Genomic DNA, 14,031 nt, shown 5'->3' on the forward strand with positions numbered 1-14,031 from the left:
CTCCTCTCCGAGGACCGCCGGGGAGCTCCCGCGCGGTGTCGGGGCAGCCTAGGCGCGGGACGGTACGGCGCCCGCCGAACCATGCCCTCGCGAAGGAGTCCGCCCGGCCCGTGGCGGGAGCGGCCGGACAGGCCTCTCGCACGGGCGGACCGTCGGCCTCCGTGCGAGGGAGCGCGGGAGCCGCGTCCGGGCGGTGCGCTCAGGTTCCGCCGGCGCCGAACCGGAGCGCTGCGCTCAGGTTCCGCCGGCGCCGAACCGGCGCCAGAGCCACAGCGACAGCGCCGCGCCGAGCGCCGCGCCGACCAGGGCGAGCGGCAGTCCCGCCGCCCTGCCCGAGGGGGCGGCCTTCTCCGGCGCGCCGCGCGGCTTCGTCTCCAGGAGCGCCCGTACGGCGGAACCGGGCTCGGGTCCGGCCTGTGCCCTGACCGGACCCTCCGTCCGGACGGTGCCCAGCGCCTCCTTCGCGCCGGACGTCTTCCCCGCGGCCTGCGCCCGTTCGGTGCCGCGCGCCTCCCGCTCGTCCTTGCGGGGCAGGAGCGAGCCCACCGCCTGGATCCGGCCGGAGGCCTCGAAGCCCCAGTCGAGCAGCTCCCGGGCCTCCTCGTAGACCGCGAGTCCGCCGCCCCACTGCGGGTTCATCACCGAGACCACCAGCGTCCGGCCGCCGCGCTCGGCCGCCACGACGAGGGTGTTGCCCGCGTTGCTGGTGTAGCCGTTCTTCACGCCGATGAGCCCGGGGTAGCGCTCCACCCCGTCCGCCCCGGTGAGCAGGCGGTTGGTGTTGGCGATGCCGTACGACCACGAGCCGGCCGGGAAGTCGGCGTACCGGGTGGAGCAGTAGCGGACGAATGCCGGGTCCTGCAGCCCGGCCCGCCCGAACACCGCCAGGTCGAACGCGGAGGAGACCTGGCCCGGCGCGTCGTAGCCGTCCGGGGAGACCACGTGCGTGTCGCGGGCGCCGAGCGAGCGGGCCTTCTCCTGCATCTGCCGGGTCATCGACTCCCAGCCGCCGCTCATCGAGGCGAGCACGTGCACGGCGTCGTTCCCCGAGCTGAGGAACACCCCGTTCCACAGGTCCGACACCTTGTACGTGTAGCCCTCCTTGACGCCGACGAGGCTGCTGCCCTCGCCGATGCCGGTCAGTTCGGCGTCGGCGACGGTGTGGCGTTCGCCCGGCTCGTGGTGGGGCAGCGCCGTCAGGGCGAAGAGGGTCTTCAGCGTGCTCGCGGGCGGCAGCTTTCTGTGCGCGTTGCGCGCCGCGAGCACCTCGCCCGTGGCCGCGTCGGCCACCACCCAGGACAAGGCCGAGACGGAGGGCACCTCCGGAGCGCCCCGCAGTGGCTGCACCTGTGTACCGGACCGGTCGAGCCGGGCCGGATCGACGAAGCGCGGAGCGGGCGGGGTCGGCTCCGTGAGGGAGGCGGCCGAGGCCGCCGGGACCGGAAGCGCGAGCAGCAGCACCGCGGCACCGGCGGCGGCAAGACGGACAGCTGGCGTGACGATCATTCAGCCACCGTAGGAAGACGCTTCCGTCACCGCAGAGCGAAGTGCGCCGACCGGCGTAGCGGCCGTGGCGAACGGCGGCGTGTCGGAGGCGAGGAGGGACGGGCGGCGCCGGGGCGAGGACCCTCGCGCGGCCGGGCGCGGGCGGTTCCGGGACCGCCGCGGCCCCGGCGACGGGGCCTGTCGGTGGGGCAGGGCATCCTGGTGACGTGTCCTCACTCCCGCACCAGAGCAGGCCCGTTGCCCCCGACGACGCGTCCGCGACCGCGGCCGAGCACATGATCGTCTGCGGTGACGACGTGCTCGCCCACCGTCTCGCGGCCGAGCTGAACGAGATGTACGGCGAGCGCGTCACCCTGCTCGTCCCCTCGCCCGGCGACGCGCCCGACCGGCCGGCCGCCCGTCCAGGGCGGGCCATGGCGCTCTTCGGCCGGGTGACCGCGGCCGTCACCCGTACGACGGGGGCGGGCGGGGCCGGCCCGTCCGGCGTCGGCGACCCGCGCGGCGTCGGCCAGGGACGCGCGGTCCGGATGGTCGAGACGGCCGAGGTCGACGACGCCGTGCTGCTCGACGCGGGAGTCGAGGGGGCCGCGGCGCTCGCCCTCGTCCACGAGGACGACGAGCGCAACATCCGCGCCGCGCTGGCCGCCCGGCGGCTCAACCCACGGCTGCGCCTGGTCATCCGGCTCTACAACCGCAAGCTCGGCCAGCACCTGGCCACCCTCCTCGACGAGGCGTCCGCCGTCGTCGAACCGGGCCTCGACCCGGACAAGCGGGAGGCCACGACGACCGTGCTCTCCGACGCCGACACCGCGGCGCCGGCCCTGGCGGCGACGGCGGTCGCCGGCGGCAGGAAGGTGATCCAGGCCGGCGGGCTGCTGCTGCACGCGGTCGACCGCACCCCGTCCGGTCCGGGCGAGGTCGCCGACCCCGGCCTCTGCCCGCTCGCCCTGCTCTCGTCGACCAGTGGCGACCCGGGCGGCTGCGAGGGCTCCGAGCGGAGCGGTGACCAGAGCCCGCGGCTGCTGCCGGGTGAGGCCGAGGTGGCCGCGGCGACCGGGCGCGGCGTCGTGGCGCTCGAAACGGTCTCCTACGAGGGCCCCGCGCAGGCCTCCGGGTGGCTGGGCGCCTCCGGGCTGCCGGTCGGTTCGCTGTTCTCGCGACGCCTCCGCTGGTCCCTCGCCGGGGTCGCCGCCGCGGTCGTGGCGCTCACCCTGGCCTCCACCTTCACCACGGGCGGCCACCCGCTGCACGCCGCCTATCTGGTCCTGCTCGACATCTTCGCCATCGGGGATCCGGCCGTCGGTGAACCGACCAGCCGTCAGCTGCTGCAGATCCTCGCCGGATTCGTGGGCCTGCTCCTGCTGCCCGTGGTGATCGCCGCGCTCCTGGAGGCCTTCGGCACGTTCCGCAGCGCGACGACGCTGCGCCGGCCGCCGCGCGGGCTCTCCGGGCACGTGGTGCTCCTCGGCCTGGGCAAGGTCGGCACCCGGGTGCTCGCCCGGTTGCGGAAGATGAACATCCCGGTCGTGTGCGTGGAGGCCGACCCCGAGGCGCGCGGCCTCGCCCTGGCCCGCCGGCTGCGGGTGCCGACCGTCATCGGCGACGTCACGGAGGAGGGCGTCCTGGAGGCCGCCCGCATCCACCGGGCCCGTGCGCTGCTCGCCCTGACCAGTGTCGACATCACCAACCTGGAGGCCGCGCTGCACGCCCGCTCGATCAGCCCGGGGCTGCGGGTCGCCCTGCGGCTGTACGACGACGACTTCGCCACGGCGGTCTACCGCACGCTGCGCACCGTCCACCCCGGCGCCCTCACCCGCAGCCGCAGCGTCTCGCACCTCGCGGCGCCCGCCTTCGCGGGGGCCATGATGGGCCGCCAGGTGCTGGGCGCCCTTCCCGTCGAACGCCGGGTGCTCCTCTTCGCGGCGCTCGACGTCGCGGACCATCCGCTGCTGGACGGACGCACGGTGGCCGAGGCCTTCCGTCCCGGGGCCTGGCGCGTGATCGCGAGTGGCGAGGCGGGCGTGCCGCTCGACCGCTCCGGTTACGTGCCGGCCTGGGAACTCCCGGCAGACCGCGCGCTGGGGCCCGGCGACCGGGTCGTCGTCGCCGCCACGCGCCGCGGCCTCGCCGTGCTCCACGGCCGCCGCCCGCGGCAGTCGACCCCGGCGGGTCCGGGCGACCCGGTGCCGGAGGCGCGCGCCTGAGGGTCCGGCCCCGCCCTCACACGGGCCTGCCCCGCTCCGCGGCGGGGGAGGCCCGCAGCGCCGCCACCAGGCGCAGCAGATGTGCCTCGTTCCCCGAGAGGCCCGCAGCGCGCAGCGCCTCGTCCGCCTCCGCCATCGGATGCGTCAGCATCGCCGCCGCGTAGGGTTCGAGGCGGGGATCGGAGAGCACCGCCTGGGTGGACTCGAGGAGACGCAGGTAGGCCTGGGCGGCGGCGCGCTCGCGGCTGGTGACGGTCCTCATGTCAGGCTCCCTCTGGCTGGTTCGAGGTGGTCGCACCCCACCCTCTCGCACGGGTCTGACAATGCGGGGCAACCGGCCCTCCGACAGGCCCCGTTCGACCTCGGACCGTCACGCCTCGGACCGGCAGGCCTCAGGCCGGCAGCCCCGGGCCGATAGGCGCCTCGGACCTTCAGCCCCGGGCCGACAGGCCTCAGGCCGGCAGGCCTCGGACCGTTAGCCTCGGACCGGCAGGCCTCAGGCCGGCACACCTCGGACCGTCAGCACCGGAAAGTCGGCACCGGAAAGTCAGCACCGGACCGTCAGCACCGGACCGTCAGGTCCCGTCCGTGCCCAGCCGCTCGGCCAGCCGTTCCAGGAACACCCGCTGACCCGCCACCAGCAGCGGGCGGGCCGCCTCGAAGCCGAACCAGCCGACCCGGTCGATCTCGGGGAACTCCGCGACCACGCCCGAGCCCCGCGGCCACTCCATGCTGAACGTGCCCGGCACCACCCGCTGCGTGTCCAGGTCCGCCTCCACCGCCCAGATGGTGACGAGCTTTCCGTTCTGCTGCCGGGCCTCGCCGAGGTCGATCCACGCCCCCTCCGGGGCGGGCAGTCCGAGTTCCTCCTCGAACTCGCGCCGCGCCGCGTCCTCGGCCGGCTCGTCGGCCGCGTACTCGCCCTTCGGGATCGACCACGCGGCCGCGGTGCGCCCGGACCAGAAGGGGCCTCCCATGTGGCCGATGAGCACTTCGACGAAACCTTCCGCGGTCCGGCGGAAGAGCAGGAGACCGGCACTGCGCTTCTCGGGCATGGCGCCCAGTGTGGCGGACGCCGGGCGGCCGCACATCCCTGCTGCGTACCTTCGCCACGACCCGTCGGAAAACTTTGACGCGTCGGAGATTCCCGACCTATTGTGGGGGCATGCCCACCGACGTGTTCGGCGTGCTGGCCAATCCGGTGCGCCGCAGACTGCTCGAAAGCCTGCGGGACGGCCCGCGCTCCACCGGGGAGCTGGCCGGACTGTTCGAGCTCGGCAGACCGGCGGTCTCCGAGCACCTGGCCGTGCTCAAGGCCGCCGGCCTGGTCCGTGAGGAGCCTCGCGGACGGCACCGCTTCTACCACCTGCGGCCGGCCCCGCTGGCCGAGGTGAGCGAGTGGCTGCACCCCTTCGAGCACTTCTGGACGCAGCGCCTGGACGCCCTGGCCGAGCTGCTGGACGAGGAGAACGAGACATGACCGACACCCCGCGGACCGACGCGATCCACTGTGCGAAGTTCCTGCCGCACCCCCCGGCAGCCGTCTGGGCCGCCCTCACCGACCCCGAGCTGCACGCCCGCTGGTGGGCCGCAGGCGACGTCAAGCCGGTCGTCGGGCACCGCTTCACCCTCGACATGGGCGCCTTCGGCAGCCAGCCCTGCGAGGTGACCGAGGTCGACCCCGAGCGCCTGTTCGCCTACCGCTTCGCCGAGGGCTCGCTCGACACGACCATCACCTGGCGGCTCGAACCGGAGGGCAAGGGCACCCGCCTCTTCCTCACCCATGCCGGATTCGACCTCGACTCGCCCATGGGGCGCCAGGCCTACGACGGCATGGGCCACGGCTGGCCCCACGTCCTGGACCGGCTCGCCGGGCTGCTCGACCGGTAGCGGCCGCCGGCTACCGCCGGGCGCGGCGCCGGGCGATGAACAGTCCGAGCACGACGCCGACGAGCAGGGTCACGGTCAGGACGCTCCACAGCGGCAGCGTGACGGTGGGGATCCAGAGCCGGATGGTGACCGAACCGGTGTTGACCGCGATGAACCAGATGGCGAGGGCCAGCAGCGCGAGGAACCCCAAGGTGCGCAGTCGCATGTCCCGCCCCTTGACCGTGACCGTCGGCGGCGGGTGGTGTTTCGCGGATCGCTGGGCCATAAGGCCCATTATGCGAGGGTTGCCGCGGCCGGGCGACCCGTGCTCCCGCCGCCCGTGGCGTCCAGTCGCACCACCACCGCTCCGCCCCCCGGATCCGCCGCAGCGGCCCAGGCGGCCGCATGGCGCAGGGAGCGGTGCGGCTCCAGCAGGGCCGGCAGCCGCCGCTCGTGGAGCAGCCGCCCGTCCTGCTCCACGGTCAGGTGCGGCCGCACGAGGCGGGTCGTGGGGCGGAGCAGCAGCGAGGGGGCGGGGCCGGTGAGGCGGCCCGGGCACAGCCAGTGCAGCGCCCCCGCCGGGAGCAGCGGGACGCCCGGGCCCGGCCAGGGGACGCCGGCCAGATGGGCGAGGACGCCGGCGGCGACCTGTCGGCCCTCCGCCGCGGCCGCCAGGGCCGGTTCGACACCGCGCAGCAGATTGCCCGCCGCGAAGACACCCGGCACGGAGGTGCGCAGCGCCGGGTCGACGGAGGGGCCGCGGGTGGCCGGATCGAGCAGGACGCCGCCGGTGCGCGCCAGTTCGTGGTCGGGCAGCCAGTCGCCCGTGAAGACCACCGTGTCGCAGCGCAGCAGCCCCGTCCGCCCGTCCGCGCCGCGCACCACGACGCCGGAGAGGCGCCCCCGGCCCACGAGTTCGACCACGGTCGCGCCCCGCAGGACGGGGCCCGGCAGGCGCGGCCCGCGGGACCGGTCCGCGACGATCGCCGCCACCTCGACCCCCGCCCGGCGCAGCGTGCGGGCCGCGTGCCGGGCGATCGGGTCGGAGCCCACGACCACCGCCCGGCGGCCGATCCGCTCCCGGCGCAGGCCGAACACCTCGACCGACTGCTGGAGTTCCCCGGTGCTCAGCACCCCGGCGGGCCGGCTGCCAGGCACCAGGCGGGCGCTGCGCGGGCGTTCGCGCGCCCCGGTGGCCAGGACGACCGCGCGCGCCGTGACCCACTCCGGGCCGGTCGGGGCCGTGACCTCCAGGGTGAGCGGCCCCGCCCAGCCGGTCGCGCCCACCCCGGTGCGGACGCGCGCCCCGGACCGTACGGCCTCGTCCACCGCCCGCCGGGCGTACCCGGGCCCCGTGTACGGGCCGAAGCCCGCGCGCCCGCAGTGCCGCGGCACACCGCCCGCCACCCGCTCCCGCTCCAGGACCTCGACGCGGCCCGCGCCCGCCGCCGCGAGCCGGGCGGCCGCGGCCAGGCCCGCGGGCCCGCCCCCGACCACCAGGACGTCGACCGTACGGTTCACCGCACGCCCTCCTCGAACAGGGCCCGCACTGTCGCGCCGCAGGAGAATCCCTGGCAGCGCCCCGCCCTGGCCCGGGTCCTGCGGCGCAGGCCGTCCAGGGACGCGGGCGGCACGGTGGAGTCGAGCGCGTCCCGGATCTCGCCCAGGGTGACGCGCTCGCAGTGGCAGACGATCGTGCCGTACGCCGGGTCGCGGGCGATCCGGCCGGCGTCCCGGTACGGGCGGGGGAAGGCCTCGCCGAGGTTCGGCATCCGCACGGGCGCCAGCGGCCGCTCGGCCCCCAGGACGAGGCCCGCGTCGGCCAGCAGGTCCACCGTGTGCCGGCCCAGGGCGAGCGAGGCCGTGAGGCCGGTGGAGCGGATGCCGCCGACCGTGACGTAGCGCAGCTCGGGGTGGGCGGCGATGCGGTAGTCCTCGGCGCCGGTCGCCGCGCGCAGGCCCGCGTAGACCGCGGTGACCTCCTCGTCGAGAAGCGCCGGGAGGATCCGGCGGCCCTGTGCGCGCAGCCCGGCGAGCGCCGCGGCCGTCGAGCCGGTCGCCGTCTTGTCGTCGAGGTCCTCGGCGGTCGGCCCGAGCATCACGTTCCCGTACACCGTCGGCGCGATCAGGACGCCCTTGCCGAGCGCTCCCGGCACGGGCAGCAGGATGTGCCGCACCAGTTCGCGGGCGAACTTGTCGAAGACCACGAGCTGTCCGCGCCGCGGGGTGACCGTGAAGTCGTGGCGGCCGACGAGCGCGTCGAAGGCGTCCGCGTACAGTCCGCACGCGTTGACCAGGAAGCGGGTGCGCAGCACCCCGCGACGCGTGATCAGCCGGTGCGGCGTGCCGGGACCGCCGACGCGCACCTTCTCCACCCGGCAGTCCAGGTGCAGGTCGACGCCCGAGCGCACAGCCTGGGTGGCGTAGGCGAGCGGGGTCGACCAGGGGCAGACGATCGACTCGCCCGGCACGTCGAGGGCGCCGAGCGCCCCGGGGCCGAGGTGCGGCTCCCGTGCGTACAGTTCGGCGGGCGAGAGCGGACGGGTGTCGTGGTGCCCGTTGCGGACGGCCTTGTCGGCGAGGCGGGGGAGCGCGGCGAGCTGCTCCTCGTCCCAGGCGACGAGCAGGGCGCCGACGGGCTCGACGGGGATGCCGGTCTCCTCGGCGTACGCGCCGAGCAGCCGGCTCCCCTCGCGGACGAGGCGGGCCTCCAGGGAGCCGGGCACGGCGTCGAAACCGGTGTGCAGGATCGCCGTGTTGGCCTTGGAACTGCCCTCGCCGATGTCGCCGCTCGCCTCCACGAGCGCGACGCGCAGCGAGTGACGGGCCAGTTCGCGGGCGACGGCGCAGCCGACCACGCCCGCCCCGACGACGGTCACGTCGTACGCGCCGTCCGGCGCCGAGGTGTCCGGCAGCGCCCCGCGGCGGGTGACGCTCACGCGGCGGAACCCCCCGCGCCGGAGCCCGCGCCACCGGCGTCGGCGAGCAGCCCCGCCACCACGGAACGGAAGCGCCCCCTGCGCTCCGCGGCCTCGTCCGCCGTGATCCGCGGCTCGTACACGGCCGAAGGCTTCCACGCCGGTACGGCCTCGTGGACGGCGAGCCCGGGCTGCCGGCCCAGCCTGGCGACGGCCGCCACGCCGAGGGCGGTCGCGTCGGGCAGCGCGGACACCTCGACCGGGCGCTGCAGGAGGTCGGCCTGGGTCTGCATGAGCAGCGCCGACCGGGTGAGCCCGCCGTCCACCCGCAGGGTGGTGAGCGGTGCGCCCAGGTCGGCCGCCGCGGCCCCGGCGAGCTCCACGACCTGCGCGGCGATGCCCTCGCACAGGGCCCGGACGAGCTGTCCGGGACCGGTGTCGAGGCCGAGTCCGGTGAGCGCGCCGCGCACGTCACCGCGCCACCAGGGGGCGGCGAGCCCGGCGAGCGCGGGGACGAAGGTGACGCCGCCCGCGTCGGGAACGGCACCGCCGACGGTGTCGAGCTCGGTGGCGTCCGCGATCACGCCGAGCTCGGTGAGCCACCGGACGGCGGACGCGGCCGTGTACACCTGCCCGTCCAGGCAGTAGCTGGTGCGGCCGGCGAGCCGCCAGGCGGGGCAGGCGACCAGGCCGGAGTCGCCGCGCCGCGGCGCGTACCCGGTCTGGGCGAGCAGGAAGGCCCCGGTGCCGTACGTGCACTTGGCGGTGCCGGGCTCGGTGACGTCCTGGGCGAGCAGGGCGGCCTGCTGGTCGACGAGGAGGCCCGTGAGGGGGAGCGGCGGACCGAAGGCGGTGGTCGTGCCGACCGGGGTGTCGCAGTCCACCACCCGCGGCAGGCGCTCGCCGCCGAGGCCGTAGACGTCGAGGGCCCGGTCGGACCAGGCGACGGCGTCCAGATCGAGCAGGCCGGTGCGCCCCGCGGTGGCGGCGTCGGTGACGAACGCGCCGGTGAGCCGGTGCACCAGCCAGGAGTCGCTGGTCGTGACGACGCCGGCGCCGGTGAGGCTGCGGCGGATCCAGGCCATCTTGGGTGCGGCGAAGTAGGGGTCGAGCGGCAAACCGGTGATCCGTGTCAACTCGGCTGCTTCATCCGCGAGTTCGTCGCACAGTGCGGCGGCCCGGCGATCCTGCCAGACGAGCGCGTCGGTGAGCGGCTCGCCGGTCGAGGGGTCCCAGGCGAGCACCGTCTCGCCCTGGTTGGCGAGGCCGACGGCGACGGCGGGCTCCGCGGCTTCGGCGAGGGCCGCCCGGCCGGCGGTGACGACGGAGTCGTACAGCTCACGGGGGTCGACCTCGACCAGGCCGCCCGGCAGCGCGCGCGGGTGCACCGCGGCGAAGCCGCTGCCGATCACCCCGCGTTCGGGGCAGACGACGAGGGCCTTGGTGCCCGACGTGCCCTGGTCGACGGCGAGTACCGGGCCCGTCATGTCTGCGACTCCCTGCGGTTCATGGGTTCCTGGACGTCCTTGATCGCCTTCTCGACCATGGAACCGGTCAGCCTGATGCAGCCGGGGCGGCCCGTCAAGGCTTCGGAGGCAAACTCGTCAGGTCCAGACCTCTCGCTGACGCCAAATCAAATCCGGTCGCTGGCTGGATAGTTCCGGTCACGGAGAAAAGTGGATCGGTCACGTCCGGCGACCTCTATAGTGATCGCCGATCAACGGCCGGGTCGGCACCACACCGCCCCAGGGGACTGACCACCCCCGTCACCGACTCACCGAGGAACCATGTCGTCCACCCACCGCCCCGCCGCCTGATGGCCGGGCACGGCTTCCGGCCCGTCTACCACCCGGCGGGCCACGACCACGCCCTGCGCGGCGCCGTCCAGGACCTGCGCACGGGCCGCTGGGTGGCCATGGCCCGATTACTCGACGAGACCTCCGGCTGGCCCGCCTGGACCCGGCGCACCCAGGTGCTCGGGGCCGTCGCCGCCGGCACCGACGTCGTCGAGACCTGGTGCGCCGAGCAGCCGGGGTCCGGCGCCGCCGCCGTGATGCACGCGCGGGTCGCCGTCGAGCGCGCCGTACGGGCCCACCGCTCCGCGCACGCACGCACCCGCGAACTCTGGCAGGAGGCCTGGACCGCCTGCCTGCACGCCGCCGAGCACGCCCCCGCCGACCCCGTCCCCTGGGTCTGCCGGCTCGCCCTCTCCTTGCTCGACGTCCAGCAGCGCATGGAGGAGCACCGGGCCGTACCGCCCGCACCCATGCTGCCGCCGGCCCCCTGGGGGCTGCTCGCCGAGGCCGAGAAGCGCGACCCCTTCAACCGCGAGGCGCACCACCGGATGCTCCAGTTCGTCTACGCCCGCCGGTCCGGACCCCTCTCCGAGGCCGTCAACTACGCCCAGTGGGCGGCCTCCTCGGCCCCGGTCGGTTCCGCGCTGCACGCCCTGCCCCTCTATGTGCGCGTCGAGCGCTACAAGCGCGAGCGCGGTCACGAACGCGCCCTCGACCTGCACTGGGTGGCCGAGGACGCGGTGCGCGACGCCCGTGGGGCGATGGACTCCTGGTTCCTCTTCTGCGCCACGGAAGAGGCCAGCCTGCTCGACCTCAATCACCTGGCCCACGCCCTCCACGGGGCCCTCAAGTTCGCCGACGCGGCACGGGTGTTCGACGCGCTCGGGCCCTACTGGACCCCGCAGCCCTGGTCGTACCGGACCGCGCACCCCGACGAGCGCGGCCCCGCCGAGGAGGTCTTCCTGCGGTCCCGGGCCCGGTGCCTGGGTGCCGGCGAGGACCGCACCGGACCCTGACGGCGGCCTCCCGGCCCCGGAGGGAGCCCGCGGCCGCCCCACGGCCGCTCCCCCCGCACGTCGCGCGTGACCCCCGTGCACGTCCCCCGGTCCGTGACCCCCGTACGGACCTGTCCGTCCCCCTTCCCCCGGAGGAACGCATGTCCCGCACCGCTCCCACCGACGCGATACGCAAGCCGCCACCGGCGCCCAGGGACGAGGAGGCCCGGCTCAGAGAGCTCGGCTACCAGCCCGTCCTCGCCCGCCGGATGGGCGGCTTCGGCAACTTCGCCATCAGCTTCTCCGTCATCTCCATCCTCTCCGGCTGCATGACGCTGTACGGCTTCGGCCTCGGCACCGGCGGCCCCGCCGTGATGCTCTGGGGCTGGGCGGGCGTCGGCCTCTTCGTGCTGTGCGTGGGCCTCGCGCTCGCCGAGGTCACCAGTGCCTACCCGACCTCCGGGGCGCTCTACTACATGGCCGACCGGCTCGGCGGACGCCGCTGGGGCTGGTACACGGGCTGGCTGAACCTGCTCGGTCTCCTCGGCGCCATCGCCGGCATCGACTACGGCGCCGCCCTCTTCACCGGGGCCTTCCTCAACCTCCAGTGGGGCTTCACCCCCACCCCGGAGTCGACCTTCCTGATCTTCCTGGCGATCCTCCTCGTGCACGCGGTGCTCAACCTCTACGGCGTCCGCCTGGTGAGCATCCTCAACTCCGTCAGCGTCTGGTGGCACCTGGGCGGCGTCGCCGTCATCGTCGGCGCGCTCGCCGTCGTCCCCGACCACCACCAGTCGGCCACGTTCGTCTTCACCGAGTTCGTGAACGACACCGGGTGGGCCAACCCGCTCTACGTGGCCGCGATCGGCCTGCTGCTCGCGCAGTACACCTTCTCCGGCTACGACGCCTCCGCGCACCTCTCGGAGGAGACCTCCAACGCCTCGGTGGCCGCCGCCAAGGGCATCGTCCGTTCCATCTGGGCTTCCTGGATCGCCGGTTTCGCCCTGCTCGCCGGGTTGACGTTCGCCATCCAGGACTACGCGGGCACGCAGAACACCGCCACCGGCGTGCCGCCCGCCCAGATCCTCCTTGACGCGCTCGGCGAGGGCGGCGCCAAGGCCCTGCTGCTCGTGGTGATCGTGGCCCAGCTCTTCTGCGGCAACGCCGAGGTGGCCGCGGCCAGCCGGATGGTCTTCGCGTTCAGCCGCGACAACGCACTGCCGGGCTCCTCGCTCTGGCGCCGGGTCAGCAGCCGCACCCACACCCCGGTCCCGGCCGTCTGGCTCTCCGTGGTGGTCGCCGCGCTGCTCGCCCTGCCGTCGCTGTACTCGGCCACCGCCTACGGGGCCGTGACCGCCATCAACGTGATCGGCATCACGCCCGCCTACGCCATCCCGATCCTGCTGCGGCTGCGCGCGGGCCGCTCCTTCGTCCCCGGGCCGTGGAACCTGGGCCGGTGGAGCCGGCCGATCGGCTGGATCGCGGTGGTCTGGGTGGCCCTCGTGACCGTGTTGTTCTGCCTGCCGCAGCGTTCCCCCGTCACGGTCGACACGATGAACTACGCCGTGATCGCCCTCGCGGTCGTGCTCGTCCTCGCCAGCGTCTGGTGGTACGTCGCCCGCCGCTCGTACGGCACGCCGCAGGCGTACGGCAGCGCCCGTGAGGAGGCGGAGATCGCGGAGGGCATCGTCTAGGTCCGTCTCGCCCATCAGACAGGATCGGGCCGGATCGGGGCCGGGAGCCGCTGCTTCCCGCCCGGACGGGGCCCGGTCCTGCCGCGTGGGCGGTCGGCGGCGGCCCCGGCGGGGGCCCGCGCGCCGGCCTCGGGGCTCAGCCGCCGAACTCGTAGGTCCAGGCTCCGGTCCGCGCCGCGACGTCGATGTCCGTGACCTCCAGGGCGTGGCCGTGGTGGTCGCTCACCACGCGGTGGACGCTCAGCCGGGTCGGGCCGCCGGCCGTTCCGATCCCGGTCGCCGCGCCGCCGGCCCGCTCGGGGGGTGCGGCGCCCGGCACCCCGATCGACTCGCGGTGGACGGTGCGCAGGCCCGCCTGGTGCATCCAGTGGTAGAGCAGCCGCAGGTCCGGCCGGCGGTACCGCTCGCCGGTGGGCCGGTAGCGGCCGAGCTGCGGGATCTCCAGGAGCGCCGGCCGCGAGAACCAGCTGACGGAGCGCTGCAGGGAGGCGCCGGCCGGGGTCAGCACCGCATGGCGGTGCACGAGGGTCGGCTCCCCGGGTGCCAGCGAGAGCCGGCCGGCCAGGGTCGCCGGCGGCGCCTCCCAGGCAAGCGTGGCGCGGACCAGGGCGTCGGCGGCCCGGGGACCGCCCGGGAACGTCCGCACGAGCCCGGTGGGTGCGGGGACCCCGGGCTCGTGTTCGGCTCCCGCGGCGAAGGTGCCGCGCCGGTCGGTCACCACGAGGCGTTCCTCGCGCAGGAGTTGGAGCGCGCTGCGGACGGTCTGCCGGTTCACGTGGTAGCGGTGCGCCAGATGGCGCTCGGACGGGAGCCGCGTGCCGGGGGAGATGTGGTGCTGGGTGAGGTCGTCCCGCAGGGCGCGGGCGACCCGGAGGTAGAGCGGAAGCTCCGCCCCAGGTCCGTGCTCGGGAACGGGCTCGGCCATGTCTCGGACCCTCTCTGTCGTGCGTGGGCGTACCCGGTGGTGCGGAGCCGGGCGGGCGCGGGAACGTGTGCGCTGCCACCGTTGCGCGGTGTGACCGCTCGACCCGTAGGGGTGATCAATTCCT

13 protein-coding genes are annotated in these 14,031 nt (G+C 75.3%); 5 read left to right on the forward strand and 8 right to left on the reverse strand.

Features of this window, described 5'->3' with window-relative positions:
• Positions 1-234: 234 nt before the first annotated feature.
• Positions 235-1,506 carry a serine hydrolase gene (locus tag AB0M16_RS29185; RefSeq protein WP_365348136.1) on the reverse strand — a complete coding sequence of 424 codons (1,272 nt, stop codon included), beginning with the start codon at positions 1,504-1,506 and terminating at the stop codon, positions 235-237.
• A 275-nt stretch (positions 1,507-1,781) separates the two neighbouring features.
• On the opposite strand from AB0M16_RS29185, the gene AB0M16_RS29190 reads away from it, so the two are divergent.
• Complete coding sequence (locus AB0M16_RS29190) at positions 1,782-3,710, forward strand: NAD-binding protein (RefSeq protein ID WP_365348239.1); 1,929 nt, start codon at positions 1,782-1,784, stop codon at positions 3,708-3,710.
• 16 nt (positions 3,711-3,726) lie between these two features.
• Here the strand turns inward: AB0M16_RS29190 and AB0M16_RS29195 are convergent, their stop codons facing one another.
• Both AB0M16_RS29195 and AB0M16_RS29200 read right to left on the reverse strand, forming a co-directional pair.
• Entirely contained in the window at positions 3,727-3,972 is a 246-nt protein-coding gene (locus AB0M16_RS29195) for a hypothetical protein (protein WP_365348138.1), read from the reverse strand.
• 313 nt (positions 3,973-4,285) lie between these two features.
• A complete protein-coding gene (locus AB0M16_RS29200) occupies positions 4,286-4,765 on the reverse strand; it encodes an NUDIX domain-containing protein (RefSeq protein ID WP_365348140.1) in 480 nt (159 codons plus the stop codon).
• Positions 4,766-4,875: 110 nt separating this feature from the next.
• Here AB0M16_RS29200 and AB0M16_RS29205 point away from each other — a divergent pair, with 110 nt between their 5' ends.
• Together AB0M16_RS29205 and AB0M16_RS29210 are read left to right on the forward strand one after the other, a co-directional pair.
• The gene (locus AB0M16_RS29205; protein WP_365348142.1) at positions 4,876-5,190 is read left to right on the forward strand and encodes a metalloregulator ArsR/SmtB family transcription factor; all 315 of its coding nucleotides are present in this window, start codon (positions 4,876-4,878) and stop codon (positions 5,188-5,190) included.
• Positions 5,187-5,600 carry an SRPBCC domain-containing protein gene (locus AB0M16_RS29210; protein WP_365348145.1) on the forward strand — a complete coding sequence of 138 codons (414 nt, stop codon included), beginning with the start codon at positions 5,187-5,189 and terminating at the stop codon, positions 5,598-5,600. Before AB0M16_RS29205 ends, AB0M16_RS29210 begins: the two co-directional genes overlap by 4 nt.
• Before the next feature lie 10 nt (positions 5,601-5,610).
• Here the strand turns inward: AB0M16_RS29210 and AB0M16_RS29215 are convergent, their stop codons facing one another.
• Genes AB0M16_RS29215 through AB0M16_RS29230 form a run of 4 tightly spaced genes read right to left on the reverse strand, consistent with a single transcriptional unit; the run spans position 5,611 to position 9,984 of the window.
• Positions 5,611-5,865 carry a LapA family protein gene (locus AB0M16_RS29215; RefSeq protein ID WP_365348147.1) on the reverse strand — a complete coding sequence of 85 codons (255 nt, stop codon included), beginning with the start codon at positions 5,863-5,865 and terminating at the stop codon, positions 5,611-5,613.
• A gap of 8 nt (positions 5,866-5,873) precedes the next feature.
• Positions 5,874-7,100 (reverse strand): FAD-dependent oxidoreductase, encoded by a 1,227-nt coding sequence (locus AB0M16_RS29220; protein ID WP_365348149.1) that lies wholly within the window; start codon positions 7,098-7,100, stop codon positions 5,874-5,876.
• Positions 7,097-8,518, reverse strand: coding sequence for an FAD-dependent oxidoreductase (locus AB0M16_RS29225; protein ID WP_365348151.1), 1,422 nt, complete (start codon positions 8,516-8,518; stop codon positions 7,097-7,099). The genes AB0M16_RS29220 and AB0M16_RS29225 overlap by 4 nt, the downstream gene beginning before the upstream one ends.
• The gene (locus tag AB0M16_RS29230; RefSeq protein ID WP_365348153.1) at positions 8,515-9,984 is read right to left on the reverse strand and encodes an FGGY family carbohydrate kinase; all 1,470 of its coding nucleotides are present in this window, start codon (positions 9,982-9,984) and stop codon (positions 8,515-8,517) included. Before AB0M16_RS29230 ends, AB0M16_RS29225 begins: the two co-directional genes overlap by 4 nt.
• A gap of 329 nt (positions 9,985-10,313) precedes the next feature.
• Here AB0M16_RS29230 and AB0M16_RS29235 point away from each other — a divergent pair, with 329 nt between their 5' ends.
• Complete coding sequence (locus AB0M16_RS29235; RefSeq protein WP_365348155.1) at positions 10,314-11,309, forward strand: hypothetical protein; 996 nt, start codon at positions 10,314-10,316, stop codon at positions 11,307-11,309.
• 140 nt (positions 11,310-11,449) lie between these two features.
• Positions 11,450-12,982 (forward strand): amino acid permease, encoded by a 1,533-nt coding sequence (locus tag AB0M16_RS29240; RefSeq protein ID WP_365348157.1) that lies wholly within the window; start codon positions 11,450-11,452, stop codon positions 12,980-12,982.
• Positions 12,983-13,118: 136 nt separating this feature from the next.
• Here AB0M16_RS29240 and AB0M16_RS29245 read toward each other — a convergent pair whose 3' ends face one another.
• Complete coding sequence (locus AB0M16_RS29245; RefSeq protein ID WP_365348159.1) at positions 13,119-13,907, reverse strand: GntR family transcriptional regulator; 789 nt, start codon at positions 13,905-13,907, stop codon at positions 13,119-13,121.
• Positions 13,908-14,031: the final 124 nt, after the last annotated feature.

Origin of the sequence: Streptomyces sp. NPDC051921, from assembly GCF_040680975.1 — a bacterium.
GTDB lineage: Bacteria > Actinomycetota > Actinomycetes > Streptomycetales > Streptomycetaceae > Streptomyces.

Excerpts from the sequence above, each read along its gene's own strand:
- AB0M16_RS29215 (WP_365348147.1), bottom strand. The coding sequence starts at position 5,865 with ATGGCCCAGCGATCCGCGAAACACCACCCGCCGCCGACGGTCACGGTC.
- AB0M16_RS29240 (WP_365348157.1), top strand. The coding sequence starts at position 11,450 with ATGTCCCGCACCGCTCCCACCGACGCGATACGCAAGCCGCCACCGGCG.
- AB0M16_RS29200 (WP_365348140.1), bottom strand. The coding sequence starts at position 4,765 with ATGCCCGAGAAGCGCAGTGCCGGTCTCCTGCTCTTCCGCCGGACCGCG.
- AB0M16_RS29190 (WP_365348239.1), top strand. The coding sequence starts at position 1,782 with ATGATCGTCTGCGGTGACGACGTGCTCGCCCACCGTCTCGCGGCCGAG.
- AB0M16_RS29195 (WP_365348138.1), bottom strand. The coding sequence starts at position 3,972 with ATGAGGACCGTCACCAGCCGCGAGCGCGCCGCCGCCCAGGCCTACCTG.
- AB0M16_RS29185 (WP_365348136.1), bottom strand. The coding sequence starts at position 1,506 with ATGATCGTCACGCCAGCTGTCCGTCTTGCCGCCGCCGGTGCCGCGGTG.
- AB0M16_RS29205 (WP_365348142.1), top strand. The coding sequence starts at position 4,876 with ATGCCCACCGACGTGTTCGGCGTGCTGGCCAATCCGGTGCGCCGCAGA.
- AB0M16_RS29210 (WP_365348145.1), top strand. The coding sequence starts at position 5,187 with ATGACCGACACCCCGCGGACCGACGCGATCCACTGTGCGAAGTTCCTG.
- AB0M16_RS29245 (WP_365348159.1), bottom strand. The coding sequence starts at position 13,907 with ATGGCCGAGCCCGTTCCCGAGCACGGACCTGGGGCGGAGCTTCCGCTC.
- AB0M16_RS29230 (WP_365348153.1), bottom strand. The coding sequence starts at position 9,984 with ATGACGGGCCCGGTACTCGCCGTCGACCAGGGCACGTCGGGCACCAAG.
- AB0M16_RS29235 (WP_365348155.1), top strand. The coding sequence starts at position 10,314 with ATGGCCGGGCACGGCTTCCGGCCCGTCTACCACCCGGCGGGCCACGAC.